General features: G+C 56.0%; 22 protein-coding genes and 1 pseudogene. 10 read left to right on the forward strand and 13 right to left on the reverse strand.

What is annotated here, in order from left to right:
* Window positions 1-251, forward strand: a pseudogene (locus DDZ13_RS15545) (transposase); the annotation flags it as partial.
* Between the two features lie 50 nt (window positions 252-301).
* Window positions 302-886, forward strand: coding sequence for a response regulator (locus tag DDZ13_RS14235; protein WP_233246173.1), 585 nt, complete (start codon window positions 302-304; stop codon window positions 884-886).
* Between the two features lie 17 nt (window positions 887-903).
* On the opposite strand, the gene DDZ13_RS14240 is transcribed toward DDZ13_RS14235, so the two are convergent.
* Window positions 904-1176 carry a hypothetical protein gene (locus DDZ13_RS14240; RefSeq protein WP_146209387.1) on the reverse strand — a complete coding sequence of 91 codons (273 nt, stop codon included), beginning with the start codon at window positions 1174-1176 and terminating at the stop codon, window positions 904-906.
* Between the two features lie 79 nt (window positions 1177-1255).
* Between DDZ13_RS14240 and panB the strand changes: the two genes are divergently transcribed.
* From panB to DDZ13_RS14255, 3 genes are all read left to right on the forward strand, one after another.
* A complete protein-coding gene (gene panB, locus DDZ13_RS14245; RefSeq protein WP_110132133.1) occupies window positions 1256-2041 on the forward strand; it encodes a 3-methyl-2-oxobutanoate hydroxymethyltransferase in 786 nt (261 codons plus the stop codon).
* Window positions 2038-3036: an NAD(P)H-dependent glycerol-3-phosphate dehydrogenase gene (locus DDZ13_RS14250; RefSeq protein ID WP_110132134.1), complete on the forward strand. Its 999-nt coding sequence runs from the start codon at window positions 2038-2040 to the stop codon at window positions 3034-3036. The genes panB and DDZ13_RS14250 overlap by 4 nt, the downstream gene beginning before the upstream one ends.
* Before the next feature lie 109 nt (window positions 3037-3145).
* Entirely contained in the window at window positions 3146-3676 is a 531-nt protein-coding gene (locus DDZ13_RS14255; protein ID WP_110132135.1) for an SET domain-containing protein, read from the forward strand.
* Between the two features lie 10 nt (window positions 3677-3686).
* Here DDZ13_RS14255 and DDZ13_RS14260 read toward each other — a convergent pair whose 3' ends face one another.
* The 3 genes from DDZ13_RS14260 to DDZ13_RS14270 are packed head-to-tail and all read right to left on the reverse strand — an operon-like array spanning window position 3687 to window position 5194.
* Complete coding sequence (locus DDZ13_RS14260; RefSeq protein ID WP_110132136.1) at window positions 3687-4349, reverse strand: DUF1573 domain-containing protein; 663 nt, start codon at window positions 4347-4349, stop codon at window positions 3687-3689.
* Between the two features lie 3 nt (window positions 4350-4352).
* Entirely contained in the window at window positions 4353-4793 is a 441-nt protein-coding gene (locus DDZ13_RS14265) for a MauE/DoxX family redox-associated membrane protein (RefSeq protein ID WP_158279934.1), read from the reverse strand.
* On the reverse strand, window positions 4790-5194 hold the full coding sequence (locus tag DDZ13_RS14270; RefSeq protein WP_110132138.1) for a rhodanese-like domain-containing protein: 405 nt from the start codon (window positions 5192-5194) through the stop codon (window positions 4790-4792). The genes DDZ13_RS14265 and DDZ13_RS14270 overlap by 4 nt, the downstream gene beginning before the upstream one ends.
* Before the next feature lie 99 nt (window positions 5195-5293).
* Here DDZ13_RS14270 and DDZ13_RS14275 point away from each other — a divergent pair, with 99 nt between their 5' ends.
* Window positions 5294-5713 carry a secondary thiamine-phosphate synthase enzyme YjbQ gene (locus DDZ13_RS14275; RefSeq protein WP_110132139.1) on the forward strand — a complete coding sequence of 140 codons (420 nt, stop codon included), beginning with the start codon at window positions 5294-5296 and terminating at the stop codon, window positions 5711-5713.
* 29 nt (window positions 5714-5742) lie between these two features.
* On the opposite strand, the gene DDZ13_RS14280 is transcribed toward DDZ13_RS14275, so the two are convergent.
* From DDZ13_RS14280 to DDZ13_RS14290, 3 genes are all read right to left on the reverse strand, one after another.
* Window positions 5743-9303, reverse strand: a complete 3561-nt coding sequence (locus tag DDZ13_RS14280; RefSeq protein ID WP_110132140.1) for a DUF6288 domain-containing protein — start codon at window positions 9301-9303, stop codon at window positions 5743-5745.
* A 138-nt stretch (window positions 9304-9441) separates the two neighbouring features.
* The gene (locus DDZ13_RS14285) at window positions 9442-10689 is read right to left on the reverse strand and encodes a mandelate racemase/muconate lactonizing enzyme family protein (protein WP_110132141.1); all 1248 of its coding nucleotides are present in this window, start codon (window positions 10687-10689) and stop codon (window positions 9442-9444) included.
* A gap of 32 nt (window positions 10690-10721) precedes the next feature.
* Window positions 10722-12266 carry an adenylosuccinate synthetase gene (locus DDZ13_RS14290; RefSeq protein WP_110132142.1) on the reverse strand — a complete coding sequence of 515 codons (1545 nt, stop codon included), beginning with the start codon at window positions 12264-12266 and terminating at the stop codon, window positions 10722-10724.
* Window positions 12267-12486: 220 nt separating this feature from the next.
* Between DDZ13_RS14290 and DDZ13_RS14295 the strand changes: the two genes are divergently transcribed.
* Window positions 12487-13644, forward strand: a complete 1158-nt coding sequence (locus DDZ13_RS14295; protein WP_110132143.1) for a redoxin domain-containing protein — start codon at window positions 12487-12489, stop codon at window positions 13642-13644.
* Window positions 13645-13770: 126 nt separating this feature from the next.
* A complete protein-coding gene (locus DDZ13_RS14300; RefSeq protein WP_110132144.1) occupies window positions 13771-15636 on the forward strand; it encodes a sialate O-acetylesterase in 1866 nt (621 codons plus the stop codon).
* 190 nt (window positions 15637-15826) lie between these two features.
* Here DDZ13_RS14300 and guaB read toward each other — a convergent pair whose 3' ends face one another.
* Complete coding sequence (gene guaB, locus DDZ13_RS14305; RefSeq protein ID WP_110132145.1) at window positions 15827-17404, reverse strand: IMP dehydrogenase; 1578 nt, start codon at window positions 17402-17404, stop codon at window positions 15827-15829.
* Window positions 17405-17460: 56 nt separating this feature from the next.
* On the opposite strand from guaB, the gene DDZ13_RS14310 reads away from it, so the two are divergent.
* Window positions 17461-18456 (forward strand): o-succinylbenzoate synthase, encoded by a 996-nt coding sequence (locus tag DDZ13_RS14310; RefSeq protein ID WP_110132146.1) that lies wholly within the window; start codon window positions 17461-17463, stop codon window positions 18454-18456.
* Window positions 18429-19598, forward strand: coding sequence for an AMP-binding protein (locus DDZ13_RS14315; RefSeq protein WP_110132147.1), 1170 nt, complete (start codon window positions 18429-18431; stop codon window positions 19596-19598). The genes DDZ13_RS14310 and DDZ13_RS14315 overlap by 28 nt, the downstream gene beginning before the upstream one ends.
* 1 nt (window position 19599) lies before the next feature.
* On the opposite strand, the gene DDZ13_RS14320 is transcribed toward DDZ13_RS14315, so the two are convergent.
* The 5 genes from DDZ13_RS14320 to DDZ13_RS14340 all read right to left on the reverse strand — a co-directional run bounded on the left by DDZ13_RS14320 (window position 19600) and on the right by DDZ13_RS14340 (window position 23067).
* Entirely contained in the window at window positions 19600-19929 is a 330-nt protein-coding gene (locus tag DDZ13_RS14320; RefSeq protein WP_110132148.1) for a YkgJ family cysteine cluster protein, read from the reverse strand.
* A 3-nt stretch (window positions 19930-19932) separates the two neighbouring features.
* Complete coding sequence (locus DDZ13_RS14325) at window positions 19933-20289, reverse strand: DUF3147 family protein (RefSeq protein ID WP_110132149.1); 357 nt, start codon at window positions 20287-20289, stop codon at window positions 19933-19935.
* A 159-nt stretch (window positions 20290-20448) separates the two neighbouring features.
* Window positions 20449-21015: an LPS assembly lipoprotein LptE gene (locus tag DDZ13_RS14330; RefSeq protein WP_158279935.1), complete on the reverse strand. Its 567-nt coding sequence runs from the start codon at window positions 21013-21015 to the stop codon at window positions 20449-20451.
* A gap of 19 nt (window positions 21016-21034) precedes the next feature.
* Entirely contained in the window at window positions 21035-22063 is a 1029-nt protein-coding gene (gene bamD, locus DDZ13_RS14335) for an outer membrane protein assembly factor BamD (RefSeq protein WP_158279936.1), read from the reverse strand.
* Window positions 22064-22071: 8 nt separating this feature from the next.
* A complete protein-coding gene (locus DDZ13_RS14340) occupies window positions 22072-23067 on the reverse strand; it encodes a beta-ketoacyl-ACP synthase III (RefSeq protein WP_110132152.1) in 996 nt (331 codons plus the stop codon).
* Window positions 23068-23069 lie beyond the last annotated feature (2 nt).

Raw genomic sequence — 23069 nt, forward strand, 5'->3', positions numbered from 1 at the left:
GCCGGAAGAAGGCGCTGAAGGTACTTGAAAAAGAGGATGCGCTCCTGCCGAAAGCTACTGTGCTGCGCTGCCGGGTGCGCTACTTCACCGATGGGGCCATCCTGGGCAGTCAGGACTTCGTCCGGAGCTACGCTGGGGCCTGGCAACGGGAGAAAAAACGAAAATATCCGCCCAAACCGAATCTACTGCGCGGAGCCGACTGGCAGGATCTTGCCACGGTTCAGGGGTTGAGGAAGCAGGTGTTCGGGTAAAATGTGCTGATTCTGATAAGAAGAGAACGGCACTTCTTGACCGTAGGCGTATGTTCTTCTATCAGCGCATCATGAATATCCTGATTGCCGAAGATGACATGATTTCGCGGAATCTCCTGAAGACGACGTTGAAGCAGTTCGGGCATACGGTGAAGGTGTTCAGCAACGGAGCGGAGGCTTGGGAAGAATACGACAACAATCCTTACCGGGTGATTGTGAGTGACTGGTTGATGCCGGAAATGGACGGGCTCGATTTCTGCCGTAAAGTGCGTCAGCGTCATTCGACGGAATACACTTATTTTATTTTACTCACGGCTAACGTGCAGCAGGGAAATGAGACCTATATCGAGGCAATGAACGCGGGCATCGACGATTTTATGACGAAGCCCCTGGATCGGGACCTGATCTGGATGCGGCTCAAAGTGGCTGAGCGTATTCTCCGCTACACCACGGAGATCAGCAATCTGGAGAGCATGTTGCCGATCTGTTCCTACTGTAAAAACGTGCGCGACGATAATAACTACTGGCAACAGGTGGAAACCTATTTGAATAACCGCACAGGCACGGTTTTCAGTCACAGTGTCTGCCCGCGATGCTACGAAACCAAGGTGAAACCTCAGTTAGAAGAACTTTAGCCGACTTGTGGGGCCCATTACTTCCCGATCAGAGCTAAAGCGATCAAGCTCTCATAGGTGACCCAGGCCACCAGTGCGATGATCAGCAGTGTGGCCAGGTATTGCATGAATTTGCGTCGCTTGCGTGGCTGGTCAAAGGGCCGGAAACCGCGGCTGTGCCCGGACGTGTGTGAGAGATAACTTCCCAGGTTTGCCCTTTCCGGCTTATCGCTCCGTCCACTTTTAGGCAGTTTGAACGCACCCGACCGAGCCTGTCGTTCGTATCGCCATTTAAAGAATCGGTGGAGCATTCGGATTAATTTTTCAGGGTCACTTTTGGTTCGCATCAGAAGAGTCATCCCTCTTCCATAAAAGTTCAATTTATTTTCAATGGATGCAGACAAAATAAGTACGCAGACGATTTCCCTGCTCAAAGGGGAACGTGCTGTTGTGGCGGTGACCGCATATGACACCGCGATGGCTCGCTATGCCGACGAGGCCGGGGTCGATTTGCTCCTGGTCGGCGACTCCGTGGGCACGACTCAGTTGGGCTTCGATACTACGGTTCCGGTCACGCTTGAAATGATGCTGCACCATACCGCGGCTGTTGCGCGGGCCAATCCGGGTGCGCTTCTCGTGGCCGACGTGCCTTTCGCCGTCGCGCATGATGAGTTTACCAAGCTGCTGGATGCCTGCCGCCGCCTCATGCAGGAAGCCGGAGCCGAGGCGGTTAAAATCGAAGGTGGTGCCTTGATCGCTCCTAAAATTGAGCGCCTTGTTCAAGCCGGTATCCCCGTGCTCGGTCATATTGGCTTACTCCCACAGAATTTTCACCAGTTGGGTGGATACCGCAAGTTCGGGCGCAGTGATGCGGAGAAAAGTGTGCTGGTCGACGACGCGCTGGCTTTGGAGAAAGCGGGATGCTTCGCGGTGATCTGCGAAATGATCGACGGCACGGTAGCCGGTACCATCGCCGGTGAGCTTAAGATCCCACTGATCGGGATCGGCAGCGGCCCGCATTGCGACGGACAGATTCTGGTTTGTAATGATCTCCTCGGGATGACTGCCGGCTATGTGCCATCCTTTGTGCGGCAGTATGCACAACTCGGGGAGGAAGCGCGTAAGGCCTTTGCCAACTACGCGGAGGACGTACGTAATCGAAAGTTTCCCTCATGAATTGTTGTATCTTAGGAGCAGGTGCCTGGGGCACCGCGATGGCCTTGCATCTTGATCGTTGCGGCCACTCAGTCACTTTGGTCCCGCGTCGGATGGAGCATGCGCTCTCGATCGCATCCTCCCGCGAGAACTCCGATTATTTACCGGGCTACAAGTTGCCGCACCGTATTCAGATCGGTTACGAGATCGGACCAGTGCTGATGGAGGCGGACGTGGTTTTTTTCGCCTGCCCCTCCAAAGCGATTCGTGATCTGGCCGGAAAAGTTCGGCCTCATCTGGAAGCGGCCCGTCAGCTCAAGCTCTGTCTTGTGATGTGCAAGGGGCTCGAACTGGATAGCTTCAAGGCGCCGGCTGAGATCCTTGAAGAGTCCTTGCCCGGCTTACACTGCGGTGTTCTTTCCGGTCCGACTTACGCGGGTGAGGTGGCGGCTGGGCAACCCACTGCGGTGGTCCTGGCATTGCCGAGAGGATTGGAGGACGGCAACCGCTATCAGGAAGCATTCAGTAACAGCTCGATGCGTTGCTACCTGTCCCATGATGTTCGAGGTACCGAGCTGGGCGGCACACTCAAGAATATCTATGCCATCGGTTCCGGGATCTGTGACGGGCTGAAGCTGGGCGATAATGCCAAAGCCGCTTATTTGACGCGAAGCCTGAATGAATTACTCGCTTTGGGTACTTCACTGGGTGGGCAAGCGGACACCTTTTACGGGCTGAGCGGCTTTGGGGATTTGATCGCCACCTGTACCGGCGCCTGGAGTCGTAACCGGACCTTCGGCGAAAAAGTGGGGGAGGGGGAGGCTCCGGAATCCATCATCGAAAACCAGAAGACCGTGGTTGAAGGCTACCGGGCAACAGAATGTCTCTACCGTTACTGCAGGCAGCAGAAGATCGATGCGCCCATACTCGGTACGATTCATGCCGTTCTCTACGAAGCGCTCAATCCGGAGGAAGGCATTCAAGCCTTGATGAGGAGGAACCTGAAAGCCGAGTGATTTTTTCTCATGCTCCTATTTGTAATCTTAATCCCAATTCTCTTGGGTTGACCTGATTGCCGTAGATTAAGATTAGGATGAAAAATACGATTAAGATTTGAATATCATTATGCCGAAACGCCTTTGCAAAGTCGACTCATCGCCAATCCATAAACGCGGACTCTTCGCCACCGCCGATATCGAAGCGGGAACCGATATCATCCAGTATATCGGAGAAAAAATTTCTAAGGAAGAATCCACCCGGCGCGCTCTCGAATGGGAGGAGAAGGCGCGCAAGACGGGAGCCGGACTGGTTTATATTTTTGAGCTCGATGACGAGTGGGACTTGGACGGTCGCCGCGGTCGTAATCCGGCCCGCTACATGAACCACTCCTGCGATGGGAATTGCGAAGCGATCAATTACGACGGGGAGATCTGGATCGTGGCCCGTAAGGATATCAAGGACGGTGAAGAACTGACCTACGATTACGGCTACGACATGGAGCACTTTCTCGACCACCCCTGTGAATGCGGGGCAGACAACTGCATTGGCTACATCGTGCGCGAAGACCAGCGCAAGAAGGTCAAAAAGCTGCTGCGCGGGAAGAAGAAAAAGAAGAAGGGCAAGAAGTCCAAAAAAGACAAAAAGGGAAAGAAATAGAAATTTCGCCCTAAGGCTGAACCAGTGTCAGGATTTGTGTCTCCGCACTGCGGCCGTCTTTCCGCTTGGCCTTGACGACGACGGTTCCCCGGTAGAGCTCATCGTATGACTTCGGTGTGATACGCAGGGTGCGGCTTGCGTTATCCCCGGGGGCCTTCTCTTCGACCACGTTTAACTTGTCGCTATCGTAGCCGATGCTCTGGATGGAATCGACGTAACGCTCGTCGAGGGTGACGGTGACGCGCCGCTCGCTCTTGGAACCGGAGGGGCTCCAGTAAACAACCCGAGGCGTGGCTTCGACAAGTTCCGGAATCTCCACATTCATGCGCAAGGTTGCGACTGCTTCAGCCTGACTATCGATAAAGACATCCAGCTGCAGGCGGTTCAGCCCCTGACGTTTACCTTTGTTGAAGGTGGCAATGATTTCCGTGGTATCTCCGGGCTTGAGAATCTTTCGGTCAATGATGGATCCGGTACAACCACAGCTTGTTTTGATGCGCGAAATGCGTATGCGATCCTCGCCTTTATTGGTTACCTTGAAACTGGCGCGGACCTCTTTCTGGTCCGGTTTCATTTCCAGTTTCACTTCTGTGCGGTCCCAACTCAGGTCTGAGGCCGAAAGCATATGGACCAGGCAAAGGCAAAGTGCGGGAAGTATGATGGATAAGCGCATAAATCAGTTAGAGCTTTTTGGGGTTCTCTTGTTCCTGCACGAGGCGCGCAAGATGAAAATTGTTATGATTAACAGGACGAGATTTCTCAAGATCAACCAGTGGTACTCCGGGCTGTCCGTACTTTTTCCGAAGCAGCCGCAATTGATATCCAGCCCCCGGGTCCAGGCGCTTCCGTGCAATGTGATAAATAAGCAGAGTAGGGCGACCATGATGCATGCACTCGCCCGTCGTAGCCATGGCGTGAGCAAGCCGAAGCCGATAATCAGTTCCAGCCAGGGGAGAATGATAGCGGTCCAAAGCGCGGGGCTTCCGCTGATAAGACGATAGCCTTCAATCGATGTGGAAAAGGCCACTGGGTCCTGCACCTTGGGAAGTCCGGCGCTGATAAAAACCCAGGCCAGTACCAGGCGTGAGATGAGGAGGGGGATGGTTCTTTGATTCACTTCGACCATGCAGACCAACCTCCTTTCAGACTGTAAATCTCGGCGTCCGGTAGATTAGCGCGCAATTCTTCGGCAACTTTCTTGCTCGTTCCGCAGCCTTCATCCGAACAATAAACCACAATCACCCTCGGATTCTGGAGCCATTGCTCCAAAATATCGGCTATGCTACCGGCTGGGTCCGCCTGGTCGTAAAGCAAAGCTTCCGGGGCGTGGTCGCGGGCAAAAGCGGTCTCATCGCGCGCATCCACCCAGATGACGTCGAGCACGCGGGCATCCTGTAAGCGTATTTCGCCCGGCAATAATTCAGGCTCCGACCATGGCAGTGGTGCCAAGCCACTGAGCAGAGAATAGCATGCTCCCAAGAGGGTAATCAGGCCGATGACGAAAAACTCCCGAATCATAACATTTAAACTAGATGGATGCGTTGATGTGTGAAGGGTGAAATGCAGTCCGGCGATTAACCTTCACACATGTTGTTGGCTGATTTTGATTAGAGTACCATGTCAGTACATACCAAAGAAATCGAAGTTGTGGCTTCAGGCAAATCGACGTCGGAATTCACTCATATGATTGAAGAGGGGCTCCTCGAGTCCGGATACAACGAAGGCACAGTAACAGTCTTCTGCTGTCATACGAGCTGTAGTCTCGTGATTATGGAAAACGCCGACCCGTCCGCGCGCCGTGACCTGGAGGGTTTTATTGATCGCCTCGTGCCGGAGGACGACCCGCACTTTACCCATACCTACGAGGGGCCTGATGATATGCCGAGTCACATCAAGATGGCGCTGACCCGCACGACCGAGGTGATTCCGTTTAAGAATGGCCGCCTGTGCCTAGGCACCTGGCAGGGCGTCTTTCTTTGGGAACACCGGGCCCGGAGCCATAAGCGCCGGATCGTTTTGAGTTACCAAGGGGAGTAGGCGGATAGTCGAAGGGTATCGATGCGGTATTATCCCTGATTGCGCTTCATTACAAAAAGTGGGGGCGTCCAGTCCGGGCCTTCTCTCGTGTTGAAGCCACCGGCTTCGATAAAGAGATATTCCATGCCGTTGATGGTCTCGGGCGTGATTCGCAGAGCTTCGTTTTTCCTCAGGTCCAGCAACATATTGTCCGACCAGATGACGAGACCATCGCCGGTTGCACCATCTTCCATGAAGGTGATTTCCTGGAAGCGCGCTCGACGATTACGTTTAATCGGTTCGCCGGGTACGAATTCTTCAATTGACTGGACCTGGCCGAGTTGGGTCCAGGAGCCCTGAACCTTGGGATTGGGCACGTACTCGCCATCCCAGACATACTTGCCATCGTCCTCACCGGTGTTGCGCATGGTATCCTGTAGCGATTGCCATTCAGCCGAACGCATGGGCGTCTTAGTGGCGGAGTGAAGAATCACGTCCCGGCCCATAGGTGGTGCTTTCATTTCCTGCAGCCAGATTGAGAAGTGGCGACGGCTGGAGTTTTGCCCCATCCGCAGGAAGCTCATAGCGGCGATGGTGGTTTTATCCTGAGCGAAGTTCGGCCACCAGGCCTTGTCGATGTAGTAGGTTAAGGGTTTGGCACCTTCCCGGCGGCCGACGCCGCGCTCACGCTCGAACATCTGCTCTCCCCCGACGTAGACCCGGAAACCATCACCGGCGTTTACATGAGACATTCCCCCGACGAGTATACGGTAGCGGTGGCCTTCCTTGAATTCGGGAAAATGGAATTTGCCGTGCATCAGCATGGCTTCGTTTTTCCACAGCGTCTGCATGGGTTCGTTACAGCGGCAGAAGTCGTAACCACAACCGCGCAGGCGCTCGACGAGTTCGCCGTTCTTTTGACCGAAGGGTTGCTGGCCGCTCTTCCAGCCCGCCTTCCGGGGATCAAAGCCCGGCTTGAACCAATCTTCCATGCCTGCCGGGACGGTGACTTCACGGAATCGGGTGCCGGTGCCAAGGGTCTTCTGTTCCGGTGGATCGAAAGTATGGTATTGCCAGGTCATCTCGGTCCACTTGGGGCCGTAATCCTTCCAGTTGTAGTCGTCGATACCCGCACGCTGGTAGAGTTCGACCAGTCCGGCCATGCGCGGTTCGCGATAGTAGAAGCCCCAGTCGAGCGGTTCGCTGCTGGTGGCTTCGTTCATTAGGTAGCCACGATTGGATTGCGGGTGATGCCCTTTGCCGATGTATTCCGGAATCAGATCCTCCAGGATAATTTTCCGCATGGACTCCTGAAGTTCCGGTCCGAGGCGTTGCGGATCGGCTTCAAGGTAGAGTTCCTTGTGAGGCAGCGAGGCGTTCGGAAAGCGTTTTTTAGCCACGGCATAGAGCGCGTCCAATCCCCCCGGAGTTTGGGCGACCGCCTTGGCGGCGTGCCGCAGCATATAGTTGGTGCCGTTCGACATATCCTGCCCACCAGGTGCCGCGATCATTTCGGGGTATTGGGCATAGGCTTGAGAGAAATGTTCTCTGGCAAACTCTTGAACCGCCCTGGGTGCCTTCCGGCATTGCTTGGCAATGTCGTTGAAATAGCGCGGCATACTGGCGCGCTGGCTGGTGGACATGAGTTCCGCGATCGCAGGGATCAACTGCTTGTAATAGCGCTCGTCCGTGACCAGAGGCGTGGCCGCCCGCATGGCCGAGGCCTGCAGCCACCAATCAGAGTGATTGAGCCACTTTTCTATGGCAGCGAGGTGGGGACCGAGTTGGTCCGCGCTGGCGTTCTGAAGCTGTTGCAGTGCTTCCATGACGACCCACCAGGATTCGTTTTCGTCCTCAATCATATCAATGAGGATGCCGGCCACTTGATCGGACATGGGCTTGGGCAAAGCGCCGACGCCCATGAGCCCGGAGTGGCGGCCGCGCGGGTCCTCCGAGCGGAGCAGCTTCATGATAATATGATCCCAGCCACGCTTGCGAATTTGCGCCACGGTCGAGTCGCGTATGCCCTGGTCGATATGCAAAGCATAGGCATGCAAAACCTCTTCTGTCACGTCGTTCGCTTTGATCCGTTTGAAGATTTCCTTGGATGCACTGTTGGGAATGGTTTCGTGGGAGATATCCATTCGTTTCCCGGGCGCATAGGCTCCGGGGGTGAGTGAATAAAAAGCATCGTCCGCCGCGGTGCCCCAAATGCGTTCGGGCAGCTCATAGGTCTGGGAATACTGGGTCGCCGGAGCCCCAAAGATCCGTAGCTGTTTGCGCGGGAGCGTGTAGATTAATGGGATATAATTGCCATTCGGTTTGCCGGTATTGACGCCGGTGTAGTTGACGTTCTGTCCGGCAGCCCATCCGAAGGCGCCTTGGTAGGTACGGGCCAGTTCATAAACCCAGCGGCGCTCATCCATGAAAGAGCGGTATTGTGACGGGCGCTTCTCTTTGACCATGCCCATGGCGGGGCCGCGCCAGAACTCACCGATGCCTCCGCCGGTATGGCCGTGAAACAGCCAAGAGGTGTTGTAAAAGCTTTTCGTAGCGCTGATGTCGCGGGCATTGGCATAGATCGATTGCTCTCCCTTCGGCGTTAAGTTGGCCGCGGCCTGAAGCACGAAGGTAAGTTTGCCAACCTTGCCGTTGTCGGTCATCCCGCCCTCCGGCATATGGTCGCCATAGGCCACATTGCCACGGCCCGCATAGCGGTAGAGATGGCGGAAAGTATTTTTGAGAAATTCCTCGTCCACATCGACACCGCACTCCCTGGCCATGAGCAGGAAGGTGACCGCGTGCAGCCCGGCCGCATTGAGGTGACCACCGGCGACGTAATTGAAGTTGGCGCCCCCGCGCCCCATCCACGAGTCGTTGTAAACTCTTTCGAGCAAATAATCGTGCCGGGCCTGGATAGCCGGCAGCACGCTCTTGTCACCGGTTTTCAGATAGTATTCGCAGATGGCGATGCCGGTGTAACCGATGGGCCAGGGGAAGCCCGGATTATCACCGTCCAACTTACCGCTGAAGCGCTGGCGCACCGCTTCCAGGTCCTGCGGGTCGCCGGTCGAGAGGAGGAAGAGAGCGGCACCCCAGCCCCAGTTATCCGCTTCCCGCAGGTATTGAGCCATGTTCTTGACGATAGCTTCCGACTTGGCGCAGTTCATTGGCCAAGTGTCGCTGTAGCTGCCGAGGACGGGGATCCTGAATTCAATGGGGGACGCTTCGGCCTTCGGCTTGTCTTTTACCATGAGGCGGACCACGCCATCGCTGGCTTCGATTTCGGTGATCAGATTCCCCAACTGGACACGAGGGTCGATATCCTTCAGCACCTCACCGTTGATCGATTCGATGATCTGCCCCTTCCTGAGCTTGCCCGTTTTGGCGGCGGGAGAACCCTCTTCCACATTGCTGATGTGCATGGTGAAGTTGGGCTTACGCAGTTCCAGTCCGAGCCCGATGGGACCGAGGCGACCAATGGTGTTGGTCGGAGCATTGGGATCGGGCGTGAAGTGAAAGAGCGGGTCCTCGGTATAGTATTTGTCTTTAGCCTGAGCGAGGCCGGAGCCGAGGCTGATTGCGAGGATTGCAAGTAGAATACGGTTCATTGAATGACGCGGGGGATAACGATTTCGGTTCACCTAAAAGGTGCCCATGAGTGCGTGGATACAAGCCGCCGCCTAAATCGATGCCAATAACACAATATAGTAAAGGACGGCACAATGCTGTCCTTATATGGGTAGGTTTTAAGCCTCTACAGCGATGGGCCGATAGCCTGACTGCTCCACCTGTGAGAGTAGTTTCGCTTCGTCCACTTCCACACCGAGCCCAGGGCCGGTCGGGCAGTGCATTTTGCCACCTTCATCGGAGATCGGTTCCTTAAGAATACTGGCGGTAAGAAACTGTGGCCCGTTCAGCGCGGCCGGTTTCTTTAGGCCGAAGGCTGTGTAGAGCTGGAGGGTAGCGGCGAGGGAAAGGTCCGGGTCGGTCAGGCCGCTGCCCACCCACATGAGCTTGTGGCGGTTGATGATTTCAATCTGTCGCTTGTTGCTGGTGAGGCCACCGCAGCGGGAGGGCTTGCAGGCGATGCCGTCGATCATGTTCAGTGCGATGAATTGCTCCAGATCGGTGGGCGAGATCACGCCTTCATCCATCAGGATGGGGAGGGCGCCCTGCTTTTTCAGGGCCTGGTAGCCGAGGATCTGGTTTGGGCGCAGGGGGGCTTCGAGGATATCGACACCGGCGTCCGCCAGACGCGGAGCGGCCTGGAGCGCAGTTCCCGGGTCATAGCCACCATTGGCATCCGACCAGAGGAAACCATCGGGCGCGGCGGCGCGGGCGGCTCTGGCAAGTTCCACGTCGAATTCCGGATCGGGCGCGACCTTGATATTGAAGTTTTGGTAGCCCCGCGCCTTACCCTGTGCCGCGACCGCTTCCACGTCCTCGATCTTTTTGACGTTAAGTGTCCAGCTCAGGTCAATCGGGCCCTTCGGCTTCATCCCCCAAAGTTCACAAACCGGCTTGTTGCGAATGCGGCCCTGTAGATCCCATAGCGCGATATCCAGCCCGGCGCGGGTGATGGGCATACTTGTGCTGAAACCGGGGGCAATGGCCGCATCGAGTTTTTGATGGGCTTCGTTGATATTGCCGGCACGGTGGCCGATGAGCGCGGGGGCGAAGTAGTTCTTCAAGGCCGCCACTGCGGTTTCAAGAGTTTCGTCACTCCACTTGGCGATCGGAACCGATTGTCCCCAGCCGACCCCTTCGTCGGTGGTGATTTTGATGGTGATGCAGGCCCGCCCAGTCGAACCGTCGGGCCCGGCAAAGAATTTGAAGTAGCCCGTCATCGGGTAGCGGGAGGGGTAGAGGTCAATACGCCGGATCGGCCCGGCAATCGTGTGCCGTGTGTTGCCGAAAGCCGTGCCGGCAGCAGTCAGAGCCATACCGCCGGTAGTAAGTTGAACGAATTTTCGGCGGCTTAAATTCTGGTTCATTGCGGGGTAGGTTTTGGCGGATGTAGACCGGCTCAGATGAGCTTCAAGAGTTCATTGGTCGCAGGCACGTCTTTGATAATCTGGCTCGGGTCCGGACCGACGCCGATGTAGCGAAGGTTGGGTAAGCGGTCTTTGTGCTGGTCACCCTGATTGGCGACTTCGATGAGGGATTGCATGAGCCAGGCCACGTAGGTCCTGGCGTTATCCGGCAGATCCTCAAAGGAGCGCACATTCGAGATATCTTCGCTCCAGCCGGGGAGCATTTTATAGACCGGCTTGAGTGATTTGTGCATCTTGGCATTGCGGGGCACGTGGTGAATGACGTTGCCCTGCTTGTCTTCGTAGGCGGTGCAGATCTGAAGGTCACCCTGCCAGTCACCGGAGTGGGAGAGGGCGTCGAGCTTGTTGAGTACGAGGTCCTGATAGCCCCCATAGCGAAGAGCATCCCCCTTCTCGACGGCATCATACCAACCGACCATGCGCTGGCGGCCTGTGGTGGCGCCAAACTCGATCTTGCGCAATTTGGTGCTGAGGGGGTGGTCCAGATCGATCTCGGAGATAAAGGTATGGGTGCCGACTTTAGTATCGTAAGCCTTGCAACAGCCGATGTTGTGAATCGGCTGCGCCGGAATACCGGCCGATTGGAAAAACTCCGGGGTAAAGGTGTGCGAGGCGGTGACGTTGGGCGGGAAGCCGTGTCGCTTATCCAGCCAGTAAGCTTGGCCGAATTCGCCGATGATGTAGTTGCCCTTGTCTTGCTCGCGAAGCACCAACTCACGCACGTCGAAAATTTGAGCGGCGAGCTTTTGGCCCGCAGCCCAGTAGGCATCAATCAATGCATCGGTCTTCAGGGTGAATGGCGCTTCGCCCGCGAACTGTCCGAAGTCAAATTCCTCCGCTCCAACTTTGCCTTCCTCGATGATCTCGGCGTTGGCCCGCGCTTCGGCACCGCTCAGGGTCTCGAAAAACCTGGGCCAGCGATCCGGTCCGACCTGACAGACATGTTCAATCACGCGCATGGCCCGATCCACCCGGCCACGAAGTTTTTCGGCAAAGTGATCTTTCGAGCCAAGAAAGTCGGCGTAGTACACCTGGAACTGACCGACCTCGTCGAGATAGGCTGGGGTGATTCCCCGACCGGTCGAGCCGCGCGGGTCCCCGCCGAGGGCGTGGATACGGTAGTCTTCCCAGGCCAAATCGAGTAACCGGTGGGACAGGTCCGAAACGAGGCAACGCTCGTCAATCGCCAGGCGCTTCAGCGCAACGTGACCGTGCAGTTCCGCGTAAGCGCACTCCCAGAGAAACTTGCGAGGGTCCGCGACCACGCCCGAGCCGATGGGCAAGTAGGGCACATGTGGGTCCGCCACGCCACCGGGAAGCAAATTGAGCTTCAGTCCGGCCACGGTATGCCCCGAGTTGGAGCCTCCGTTGACTTTCATTACGGCCGCCACGGCGTCCTCACGTCCCGTGGATTCGCGGAGTTCGTTGACGATTTCGAGGATAACGCGACCTTTACCTTCATCTCCGGTGGAGATGCCGGTGTCGGCGATGAGTTGAGATGTGAATTTTGTGAGCATTGAGCTTTGTTATTGGCCCGCTAAAAAATGTGTCGTGGTTGCAAAGTAATTCAGAAAAGCAGTGTGACCATTTGAAAGAGTTTTCCTGACTGCAAATCTCAAAAGCAGAATCACGGGGTGATAGCAAGACACAGAAGCGCGCAGGCTCTAAAATCATGATGCGGGCCGGATGATAGGGGAATAGTTTGCGTGTCGGGCGATTTCGCGCAAGCTGCCCGTCATGACAAAAGTAAGCTGCCTTTTCTCTTTAATCCTCCTGAGTGCCACGACTGTTGCTTTGGCCAATCAACCGCCGCCGGTTCTAGAGATCGGCCAGCCGGCTCCCGACTTTACCCTCCCCGGGGTAGACGGTAAGAAACACTCGCTCGAGGATTTTGCGGAGGCGGAGCTGCTGGTGGTGATGTTTACCTGTAACCATTGTCCCGATGCACGGGCCGCTGCGCCCCGGATGGCGGAGCTCTATGAAAGATACGCGGGCAAAGGCGTCGCTTTTGTCGCCATCAGCGGGAACGACCCCAAAGCCTTGCGGCCCGACGAACTCGGTTACGGGGTTTATGGGGACTCTTTTCCCGAGATGAAACCTTTCGCCGAGAAAAACGGCTGGCAATTTCCCTACCTCTACGACGGGGACACGCAGAAAGTCATTTCGGCCTACGGAGGGCAGGCGACGCCACATGTTTTCATCTTCGATGAAGACCGGCTACTGCGCTATAATGGGCGGATTGATGATATGAAGCGAAGGTCCGGGCCTCTAGGGGAGAGCTACGTTGTCGATGCCATTGATGCTTTGCTTGCGGGTGAGGAAGTCGAAAACAAGACGACACGCGCCTTTGGTTGTTCGACCAAGTGGAGCTACAAACGAGACAGCGTCGCCAAGGACCAGGCGCGCTGGGAAGCCATCGAGGAAAAACTGGCCCTGCTGGATGCGGAAGCAGCCAAGTCGCTGGCAGCGAACACCACCGATAAGTTGCGAATCGTAAATTTCTGGTCCACCACCTGTGGCCCCTGCGTGGTCGAATTTCCCGACCTGGTTGAAACCTACCGCCGTTTTCAAAACCGGCCGGTCGAGCTGATCACCGTCAGCCTTGATCCCCTGGAAGATAAAGGGAAGGCCCTCAAGTTTCTCGAGAAGCAGCACGCCGCGCTCTCGCCCCGCACGGCCAAGTCGGTGCAGGAGGAGGGCCGAACCACCAACAACTATCTCTTCGATGGTAACCCCGACCATCTGGCTGAGGCCTTTGACCCGGATTGGGGCGGTGCCATGCCGCACACATTGATTATTGCCCCAGGCGGCGAGCTGCTCTGGCGTCATTCCGGAATGGTTGAGCCAGTCGAGCTACGAAGCCAGGTCGTAAAGTGGTTGGAGCGAAAGCGATAAAAAGTTATCGTTTCGACCGCCGGTATCCTCAGTATGGCTTGTCTGGTCGAATTTATTTCTTTCGGGTGAAATTGTGACTCCCCTGAAAGGTTAGTCACCAAACCCGAACCTCCAGTGACCCACACCATGAAATCTACTTTTTTACCATCCCTGTTATTGGCAGTTGTTTTCCACTTTTGCTCTCTGAGCGCCAGCGCCGAGGAAGCGTTGGTTCGCGGTGAAGACCTGATTAAAGTCCCGGAAAAGGCCGACGGGCTTTATCTTCACAACCTGTTTCAGGAAAATATGGTTCTCCAGCGTGGCAAACCGCTCAAGGTCTGGGGCTGGGCGGCAGCCAATGATTCAATTCAGGTTAGTTTTGCCGGACAGTCGCTGGCCGCCCGAGCCGATGCCGACGGCCGCTGGGCCGTAACTCTGGAGCCGCTTGAGGCAAATGGCACGCCTCGTTCGCTCGTAGTTAAGGGGCGGGACAAAGAGATCGTGTTGGACAACATTCTGGTTGGTGACGTTTGGGTACTCGGCGGCCAGAGCAATATGGCATTTCCCATTCATAAGGTGGAGAATGGTGAGCTGGAAATTGTCTCGGCGAATTTCCCCCAGATTCGTATGATCACCATTCCACACCTGACGGATGGGAAGTCGCGAGAAAACTTTCCTTCCATGTATCAGTGGAGCGACTGGTCATCGCGGCATTTTCGTCAGGGTTACTGGGATGTCTGCTCCCCTGAGACAGTGAAAGAGCTTTCTGCCATCGGCTATGTTTTCGGTCGTCGCCTTCACATGGCCAGTCAAGTGCCGATCGGTTTGGTCGATACCTCAATCGGTGGCACGACCGTAGAGTCGTGGACCTCGCGCGAGGCAGCCCGCATGGTGGATGATGCGGAAGTGAGTGAAATGCTTGACGAGTGGGATACCAATATAGCGGAATTCGACCCGAAGAAAGACTTCGAAGAACGATTGGCCAATTACGAGAGAAAGGTGGCCGAGCGAAAGGAGCAGGGCCGGGAAATTCCAAACCGCTGGAAGCGCCCGGTCGGAGAGCAGCCCGGACCCGTCGCGGACAGAAATCGCCCCGGCAACTGCTTCCAAGGCTTAATTCAACCTCTCGAGGGCATTCAGGTGAAGGGGGCCATCTTCCATCAGGGCTTTAACAACTGCTTTGACGGCTCCCGCGGGGCTCGGATCTACCGCGAGATCTTTCCTTTTATGATCGGTGCCTGGCGGAAAGCGTTTAACGATTCGGAGCTTCCTTTCGGTATCATTTCCCTTTGCACGGCAGACATGGCTCAGACCGAGGAGAACTACTGCGAGAAGATGGTCGACATCGGGCCGGAGATCCGTGCCGCGCAATACGAAACCTTCCGCCAGTTGGTCGATGCCGGTGATGAGAATGTGGGGTTTGCCAGCACTTACGACTTACGCCGCCGCTGGTTTCATCCTCAGTTGAAAGTGCCCGCCGGTGAGCGCATTGCCCGTTGGGCACTCGCCACCGAATACGGATTCGACAGTTTGAAGTGGATGCCTCCGGTGTTGGAAGAGATGAAGTCGGTCGATGGAGCGCTCCATCTCAAGTTCAATACCGATGTGATGGCAGTTGATGACGGTACTGAAATGGTTGGATTTGCCCTGGCCGGTGAAGACAAGGCCTACCACATGGCCGAGGTCGACCATCTGGTGACCGGTGAGAACAACAAAGGAGGTCCGGTACACGACCGCTCGGTCATCGTACTGACCAACCCCTTTGTCGAAACCCCGGTCCATTTTCGCTATGCCTGGGCCCGCAACCCGATGGGGAACATCCAACTGGGCCGTCATAACGACGTACCCCTGGCGACTCAACGCAGCGACCGCTGGAACCAGCGGGAAGGGCCCGTTTCAACGGAAGGCATGAACGACCGTCAGGCCAAGAACGCCATGCGTCAGGCTATGCGGGAGATAGATATGAAGCGCCGTCTCTATGAGGCCAGAGAGCTGATCGAGTCGCAGGAATAATTCGCCGATCCAGTCTGCTGGATTCGCTCTAGTTCGTGAATGTCACTATTTTGTAGGCGCGCCTCGTCGTAGTGTGCTGCCATAGCTACAAAAGACTGTGTCTGTCTACCAAAATTACTTCGATTTGGTATTGGAGGACATGGGTAATCGGTAGTCCATGGCAACTACCTTTTAGGTCGTGCTACTCGCTCTATTTCGATGCTTCCGTGTCGCTCGTTTTGACCGTGATTACGTCATGCGGCGAAGACTCACGCTGGCCGGCGGGGCTGACGCGAATGTAGCGTGCGTTGGCACGGAGCTGTGCCAAGTCACTGGCACCGAGGTAACCCATGCCGGACTGGATACCGCCGACCAGATCCCGGAGCACCCCGGAGAGCGAGCCGACCGATTCCTTGAGGGCTTCAATACCTTCGGCGGCGGCCTTGGTGGCGACGTCCTTCCGATCGTGCCCGTAGCGGGCGGCAGAACCCTCTTTCATGGCTGAGCTGCTGCCCATGCCGCGGTATTGCTTATAGAGTTTGCCGTTGATTTCGATGATTTGGCCCGGAGCTTCATTGCAGCCCGCGAGCAGGCTGCCACACATCACTCCGTCGGCAAGAGTCAGAGCCTTCACCATATCGCCGGATTTGGTGATGCCGCCGTCGGCGAGAATCGAGACACCCTTCTTCTGAGCCGCGATAGAGGCCACATAGAGCGCAGTCATCTGAGGGATCCCCACGCCCGCCACCACACGAGTGGTGCAGATCGAGCCGGGGCCCTGGCCTATTTTAACGGAGTTGGCTCCGGCATCCGCGAGGTATTCGACACCCTCCGCGCTAGTAACATTGCCGGCGATGAGTGTAAGATCGGGGAACTCCTCACGGATCATTTTTACCGAATCCCCGACACCCTTGGTAAAACCGTGTGCAGTCGATACTGCGATCGCATCCACGCCTTCATCAACCAACTTCCCTACATGTTCAAAGATACGGTCTCGATCGAGTGAGCCATCCGTCTTGCGATGTGCGGCTATGGCGGCCCCGCAGATGAGGCGAAAGTGGTCGTCGCGAGCCGGTTTGACCGACTGCTGGGATTCCGACTCGATCCGCTCGATGTCGGATAACGTGAACAGGCCGCGGAGACGGTCCTCATCGTCGACCACCAGCAGCTTATGGATACCCATGTGCTCGGTGAAGAACTTGTCCGCCACCTTAATCGGGTCCTTGGTGATGTCTTTTTCCAGAAGTGTGTAGATTTGGTCGCGAGGGGTCATGCCCTCGGAAACCAGGCGCGAGGCGTAGCGCGGCTTCACCACTCGTCCGGGGAGCAGCCCCAAGAGCTTATTGTTTTCGTCGACGACGGGGAAGGTACTGAAGCCGTAGCCGCGGTCGGCGATACGTTCGATAATTTCGCCGACCGTCTGATCCGGGCCGACTTTGATCGGCTCCTGAATGAAGCCGTGGATATGATTCTTCACCCGGGCGACTTCCTTGACCTGCTTTTCGTCGCTCATGTTGTAGTGGATCAGCCCCATGCCCCCATTGAGGGCCATCTGGATCGCCATCTTCGACTCGGTCACCGTATCCATGTCCGAGGAGATGACCGGGATCTGCAGTTCCAGAGTCTTGGAGAGGCGGGTGACGAGATTCGTCTGCCTTGGCAAAACCTCGGAGTAGAGCGTGGCCAGCGAAATGTCGTCGTAAGTCAGGCCGACCGGGAGGTTGCTGCTGAAAAACGCTTCAGCGGGCAGATAATAATCTTCGATCCTGGGTGTCGCAGGTGCTTTCATGTGCTGAATCCATCAAAAGATTGTCTTTTCTCAAGTAGGAAATGACATGAGAGGGCATGAATTTGAAGGTCGCATACCGTTCCTATCGACGGGATTTCCTCCAACCACTGAGAACGGCGCACGGCCAGTGGAAGGTCCGCGAGGGTTTTATTCTGCGGCTGGAATCGGAAAGCGCGGTAGCTTACGGTGAGATTGCTCCCATCCCGGATTTCGGCACCGAGACCGTTGAACGGGCGGCGAATTTTTTGAAGCAGTGGGCGGCCGACCCGATTATCATGCCCTCCGGCCTGCCTTGTTGCACCTTCGCACTGACCACGGCGCTGCAACAGCTCAAACAGCCCGCGACATCCTGTGGGCGGGATTACCGGGTGGCCGGCTTGTTGCCGGCCGGTCCTGATGCGCTTGATGTGGCCAAGAAAAAACTGGCAGGTGGCTATACCACTCTGAAATGGAAGATCGCCGTGCATGAATTCGAGGCCGAACGAGAGATTTTGAGCGACCTGTTACAGCTGCTTCCCGAAAAAGCTTCCATCCGATTGGACGCCAATGGAGGTCTGGGACAAAAAGATCTGGAAAACTGGTTGGAGGTTTTGGGGCAGAATGACGACCAAATCGATTATCTCGAACAACCCCTGCCGGCGGGAGAGGAGCGGGCTATGGCGGAGCTGAGTAAAGCGTCGAACGTGCCCATCGCTTTGGACGAAAGTTTGAATATGCCCGGTCGCGAGCGGTGGTTGACGCCTGATGCCTGGAAAGGACCGCTGGTAATCAAGCCATTGCTGATGGGAAATGTTTCGCCTCTTCTTGAGCAACTCCGGCCTTTGGCCGGCCAGTTGGTCTTTTCCTCCGTTTTCGAGACGGGAATCGGTTTGTTTCAGGCGCTCGATTTGGCCGACAACTTACCGGATATAAAATACGCCATCGGATTTGATACCATCGCCGCTTTTGACGATGATTTATCTGGGCTTGTCCCCGGACCAATTTTCCCGGCTGGAGCGCGAGCTAAAATTGACCTGGAATCGATATGGAACCAACTGCCCCATTCAAGCTAGACGAGCTGCGTCGCGACTGGATCGGTGGTGTCTCCGGCGAAGCATTTTACCGCCGGGTTCAGGATGCTCGTGTAAGCCTGAAGGAAACCGACGGGCCGGTTGTCATCAATGAAGGGGAGCCGGTTGCCTTCGCGGTAAAGTTCTTTGCTGCCGCTTCGATAAGCCTCCCCATCGTATTGGTCAATCCGAAGTGGGGTGCCAAGGAACAGAGTGAATTCGATACCTTGATGGCCTCGGATGAACCGGAGCCCGGTTCCATTTCGATTCCCACCGGCGGGACGACCGGAGGGGTCAAGCTGGCTATCCACGATTGGAAGAGCTTATCCTCCGGTGCCCGTGCGGTGCAGGCTTTTCATGGGGGCGGGCCTGTCGACGCCTGCTGTGTGCTGCCGCTTCATCATGTGAGCGGACTGATGCAATTGGTACGAGCCTTCGTGTCCGGCGGGAGGATACGCTTCGAGGCAAGCGAGATCGAAGGGAGCTGCCTTTCGCTGGTGCCGACGCAACTCCAGCGAATGATGGAAGATGCGAATAGTATCCAAAAATTAAATAGATCTAAAGTTATATTTGTTGGTGGGGCAGGGATGCCTGAAGTTGTGGCTGAGAGGGCCCGTGAGCTGAAGCTGCCCGTGGTGCCGGTGTATGGGATGACGGAGACCGCGGCCATGATCGCGGCGGTTCCCAATGCAGACTTTCTCGCCGCTTCCGGTGCGGGTGCTGTTATGCTGGGGGATACGCAGGTCAGTATTGAGCCGTGTGGTTCGATTCGTGTGCGTACCAGCTCACTCTTCAAGGGCTATCTCGGCGGCGAGCGTGTCGATAAGGCAGAAGGCTTCCGCACCGGGGATGCCGGTTGGCTCGATGCGCATGGTCGCTTGCACCTTCAAGGGCGGATGGATCAGCTCATCAATACAGGAGGCGAGAAGGTGGACCCTGCCGAGGTGCAAGATGCGCTAATCGGGATCGAAGGCATCGCGGAAGCCAGGGTCCTGGGGGAACCGGACGAAGAGTGGGGCGAGATTGTGGTGGCTCATGTCAGGACCGGAGCAGAAGGAGCCGTGTTGGGCGAGTCCGATATTCTTGTCTCGCTGAAGAATAAGCTCAGCCCGTTCAAGGTGCCCAAGCGAATCATCTTTTATTAAATCACTTAGTGCTGGTGTGGTGTTTGACGACGCCGCTTCGTTCACGGGCTTCGATGCACTGGGTGCTCCCGGCGGCAAATCGACGGCAGACTTCCGGGCGTGTCGCATAGATACTGCAGAGCTGGTCCTGCAACAGGAATGCGCAACGCTGATGAAAGGGCAGGGGGTAAAGTTGGTAGACTTTATCTTTGGTCGCCAGGTGTGGTTCCAGTCGACGTGTTTCCGATTTGATTCTTATTTCCTGCTCGGCGTCTTCTGCGCTGGCAAAGATCGGGAAACAGCGGCAACAGGCGCCGCAATTCGTGCAATCATACTCACTGGTTTGAGCCATGCGTCAGGGCATCAGCTCAACGCCGAATTTTTTCCCGATCCAGACTGTTATCAGAAATGAAATGAAGGTTACGATGACCCCGACACCAAGCGTGAGCCAGAAGTTACAGCCTTTGCGCAGCATGATCGGCATCTGGGCAAACATCGGTAAAGTCGGTACGACGAACCAAAGGGTGTAATAGGCATGGTTCGCGATTTTTTCGACGCTTTGATTTTCGATGTATAGCCAGATCATGACCATTATGGTGACAAAAGGCAGTGCGGCGATCAGGGCGCCAATTTTTTCGGTGCGCTTCACAATCTCCGATACCAGAACGATGATGAAGGAGGTCACCAGAAACTTTGTGATGAGTAGTGCCATGTCGGTCAGTTTGCTAAAAGTGATGGCCTGTACAATCCAAGAATACGCGCAGCATAGTGAGCCACTGCATGCGTTGAGCGAAGGGTCTTATGCCAAACGCTCTGCTGAACCTTCGCCAAGGAAGCGGAACTCAATCTGGCAGCCTTTTAAAGCAGTCAGCTACCAAACACTGAGTAGCTCATCCGCCGCTTTGCGGCCGAGGTCCCGGGCGAGTCGCGGGATCGCGTTGAATTCCGATTGGATCAGGCCCTGCGTATTGGCAGCGCCGGCCCCTGCGTAGGGATCGTAGACGTAAGCCTTGGAGCGTGCCTGCACTCGGCGCTCCTGAAACAGGTATTCTCCGCTGCGCTGGTCGAAGAGATCGAGCTGCAATTGCAAGGTGAGGTCGAAATCCTGCGCAACTTCCGTATCATCCTGACTTCGGGTTGCGGCCCGACGGCTGTAGTCGGTCAAGGTTAACATTAATACGGCGTCCGCTTCGCTGCGGTTGGCGATCAACTTGACCCGTCCGTCACGGATCACCGCTTCACGAACCTCCGAGCTGACCAGTGCCTGCGCCTGAGGCGCGAAGCTATCGTTCTTAGCTGGCTGGATGAAAATGGTCTCAAAAGGGAGCTCGGCGGGATGCCCCAGCTTGTAGGACTTGCAGCCAACCGTGAAGCCCAGCGTCAGAAGGGTGAGCAGGGCGCATACTTTGTAGAGCATCTTATGTGGCGGAGCGATCATGCTGTGAAGAACGGCTCGTCTAGTCGATGAGGAGCAGGGAGCGCACGATTTGTGCGCCGGAGATAGGACGGACGCCGGCTTCAACATCTTCGATACGCGCCCGGGCTTCATCGGCAGCTTCGGATTCAGGTGCGATGGTGACCGTTTCGTTGTAGAATGTGAGTGCCGCCGTGTTGTTATTGCGGTAATAGTAAAAGAAGTCGCCTAACTTAAGGCGGCTTTCCGCGAGCAGATTCTGCATGGCGGCCAGATTGGCCTCAACATCGCCGACATAGTTGCTTTCCGAGAAGAGGATGAGAAAGTCTTCGTAATAGCTAATGGCCTGACGGGTCGCGCCCTGGTCATATTCCGGCCCCTTTACCAAACTGGAGTAAGTTTCCGCCATGTTGTAGTAGGCGTCCGGTGCGAGCATGCTTTGCGGGTAGTAGTTGATCAACCGGTCGAGTGCATCGATGGCGACATCGGGCTCGTCCTGTTTCTCGGCCACCAGTGCGATATTCATGAGAGCCAGTGGGGCGTAGTCGCTGTAAGGGCCGTTGCGAACGACGGTCTCGAATTGTCGAACTGCCTCATCGTATTGGCGAAACCCCGGAATGATCCAGAGGATGCGGCCCCGGGCACCTTCCATCAGCGCGGTCGCACACTCAAACTGGGCGCTGATGACTTGGTTGAATTGTTCAAACTCAGGATTCTCGGTAACAACTTCCTGGAGTGTTTCGAAAGCTTTCTTCCATTTGCCTTTGGTCATCAGAATCCGGGCCCGAAGGTAGCGTGCTTCGCCGGCTGCCTTGGTTGTGCCATAGCGTTTGATGACTTTTTTGAACCGACTGTGGGCGCGGCCGGTGTTTCCGCTTTCAAGCGCGGCTTTACCGCTTTCGACCAACGAAGATGCAGCGACTTCGTCCGCATTGCTGGCGACGTTAATGGCGAGGGCTTCCTCTTCGGCTTCACCATCGAACCAGTCGAAAGGATTGAGGCCCATCTGGGCAGTGAGTTGGCCTGCGCCAGCGAAGAGAAGAACAAACAAAAAGAAGGAGAGTCGTTGCATAAGCGTTATTACCATTTCACCAGAGAGGCGCCCCAGGTCAAGCCTGCCCCAAACGCCACCAGCAGAATCAGATCGCCGGATTTAATGCGCCCCTTCCGTACTGCTTCGTCGAGTGCGATGCCGACAGATGCGGCCGAGGTATTCCCATAGCGGTCGAGGTTGTTATGAAAATGATCCATTGAGATACCCATCCGCTTAGCGAGGCTCTCGATGATACGCATGTTGGCTTGGTGAGGAATGACAAGGTCAACATCCTTCGTCTCGTAACCGTGTTCCTCCAGAACCTGGAGGCTGGCCTGTTCCATGACTCGGACTGCCAGTTTGAAGATTTCCTTGCCGTTCATCTTCAGGAAATGTTGCCGCGCGTTGATTGAATCGCTTGATGCGGGAATCGCCGTGCCGCCACCGGGCTGGCAGAGAAGGTCCGGGTTTGAGCCGTCTGCCCCGCCCAGTGAGCCCAGTATACCGACATCAGGTTCATCACTCACACTGAGGACAGCGGCACTCGCCCCATCGCCAAAAAGGACGCAGGTGGTGCGATCTTCAAAATCAAGGATGGGACTGGTCTTCTCCGCTCCGATAATTAGGGCCTTCTTGTAGGGGCCGGCGCGCAGCATGGAGCTGGCAATATTCAGCGCATAGACATAGCCCGAGCAAGCGGCCTGTACGTCAAAGGCGGTTACTTTCCGGAGGCCGACCTTGTCTTGTACCAAACAGGCCGTGGAGGGGAAGGGCATGTCCGGCGTCATGGTAGCGACCACCACGAGGTCGATTTCCTCGCGCTCGATGCCGGCGGTGCCAATCGCTTTTTTAGCGGCTTCTGCAGCCATATAGCTGGTGGTTTCGTGATCCGCGGCGAAGCGTCGCTCACAGATTCCGGTGCGCGTGCGAATCCACTCGTCCGATGTCTCGACGATTTTTGCCATATCATCATTCGTCACGACTTTTTCCGGGACATAAGATCCGGTGCCGAGGAAGATAACAGATGAACTTTGGCTAGCCATGC

Origin of the sequence: Coraliomargarita sinensis, from assembly GCF_003185655.1 — a bacterium.
GTDB classification, from domain to species: domain Bacteria; phylum Verrucomicrobiota; class Verrucomicrobiia; order Opitutales; family Coraliomargaritaceae; genus Coraliomargarita_B; species Coraliomargarita_B sinensis.

Excerpts from the sequence above, each read along its gene's own strand:
- DDZ13_RS14235 (WP_233246173.1), top strand. The coding sequence starts at position 302 with ATGTTCTTCTATCAGCGCATCATGAATATCCTGATTGCCGAAGATGAC.
- DDZ13_RS14240 (WP_146209387.1), bottom strand. The coding sequence starts at position 1,176 with ATGCTCCACCGATTCTTTAAATGGCGATACGAACGACAGGCTCGGTCG.
- panB (WP_110132133.1), top strand. The coding sequence starts at position 1,256 with ATGGATGCAGACAAAATAAGTACGCAGACGATTTCCCTGCTCAAAGGG.
- DDZ13_RS14250 (WP_110132134.1), top strand. The coding sequence starts at position 2,038 with ATGAATTGTTGTATCTTAGGAGCAGGTGCCTGGGGCACCGCGATGGCC.
- DDZ13_RS14255 (WP_110132135.1), top strand. The coding sequence starts at position 3,146 with ATGCCGAAACGCCTTTGCAAAGTCGACTCATCGCCAATCCATAAACGC.
- DDZ13_RS14260 (WP_110132136.1), bottom strand. The coding sequence starts at position 4,349 with ATGCGCTTATCCATCATACTTCCCGCACTTTGCCTTTGCCTGGTCCAT.
- DDZ13_RS14270 (WP_110132138.1), bottom strand. The coding sequence starts at position 5,194 with ATGATTCGGGAGTTTTTCGTCATCGGCCTGATTACCCTCTTGGGAGCA.
- DDZ13_RS14275 (WP_110132139.1), top strand. The coding sequence starts at position 5,294 with ATGTCAGTACATACCAAAGAAATCGAAGTTGTGGCTTCAGGCAAATCG.
- DDZ13_RS14280 (WP_110132140.1), bottom strand. The coding sequence starts at position 9,303 with ATGAACCGTATTCTACTTGCAATCCTCGCAATCAGCCTCGGCTCCGGC.
- DDZ13_RS14285 (WP_110132141.1), bottom strand. The coding sequence starts at position 10,689 with ATGAACCAGAATTTAAGCCGCCGAAAATTCGTTCAACTTACTACCGGC.
- DDZ13_RS14290 (WP_110132142.1), bottom strand. The coding sequence starts at position 12,266 with ATGCTCACAAAATTCACATCTCAACTCATCGCCGACACCGGCATCTCC.
- DDZ13_RS14295 (WP_110132143.1), top strand. The coding sequence starts at position 12,487 with ATGACAAAAGTAAGCTGCCTTTTCTCTTTAATCCTCCTGAGTGCCACG.
- DDZ13_RS14300 (WP_110132144.1), top strand. The coding sequence starts at position 13,771 with ATGAAATCTACTTTTTTACCATCCCTGTTATTGGCAGTTGTTTTCCAC.
- guaB (WP_110132145.1), bottom strand. The coding sequence starts at position 17,404 with ATGAAAGCACCTGCGACACCCAGGATCGAAGATTATTATCTGCCCGCT.
- DDZ13_RS14310 (WP_110132146.1), top strand. The coding sequence starts at position 17,461 with ATGAATTTGAAGGTCGCATACCGTTCCTATCGACGGGATTTCCTCCAA.
- DDZ13_RS14315 (WP_110132147.1), top strand. The coding sequence starts at position 18,429 with ATGGAACCAACTGCCCCATTCAAGCTAGACGAGCTGCGTCGCGACTGG.
- DDZ13_RS14320 (WP_110132148.1), bottom strand. The coding sequence starts at position 19,929 with ATGGCTCAAACCAGTGAGTATGATTGCACGAATTGCGGCGCCTGTTGC.
- DDZ13_RS14325 (WP_110132149.1), bottom strand. The coding sequence starts at position 20,289 with ATGGCACTACTCATCACAAAGTTTCTGGTGACCTCCTTCATCATCGTT.
- DDZ13_RS14330 (WP_158279935.1), bottom strand. The coding sequence starts at position 21,015 with ATGATCGCTCCGCCACATAAGATGCTCTACAAAGTATGCGCCCTGCTC.
- bamD (WP_158279936.1), bottom strand. The coding sequence starts at position 22,063 with ATGCAACGACTCTCCTTCTTTTTGTTTGTTCTTCTCTTCGCTGGCGCA.
- DDZ13_RS14340 (WP_110132152.1), bottom strand. The coding sequence starts at position 23,067 with ATGGCTAGCCAAAGTTCATCTGTTATCTTCCTCGGCACCGGATCTTAT.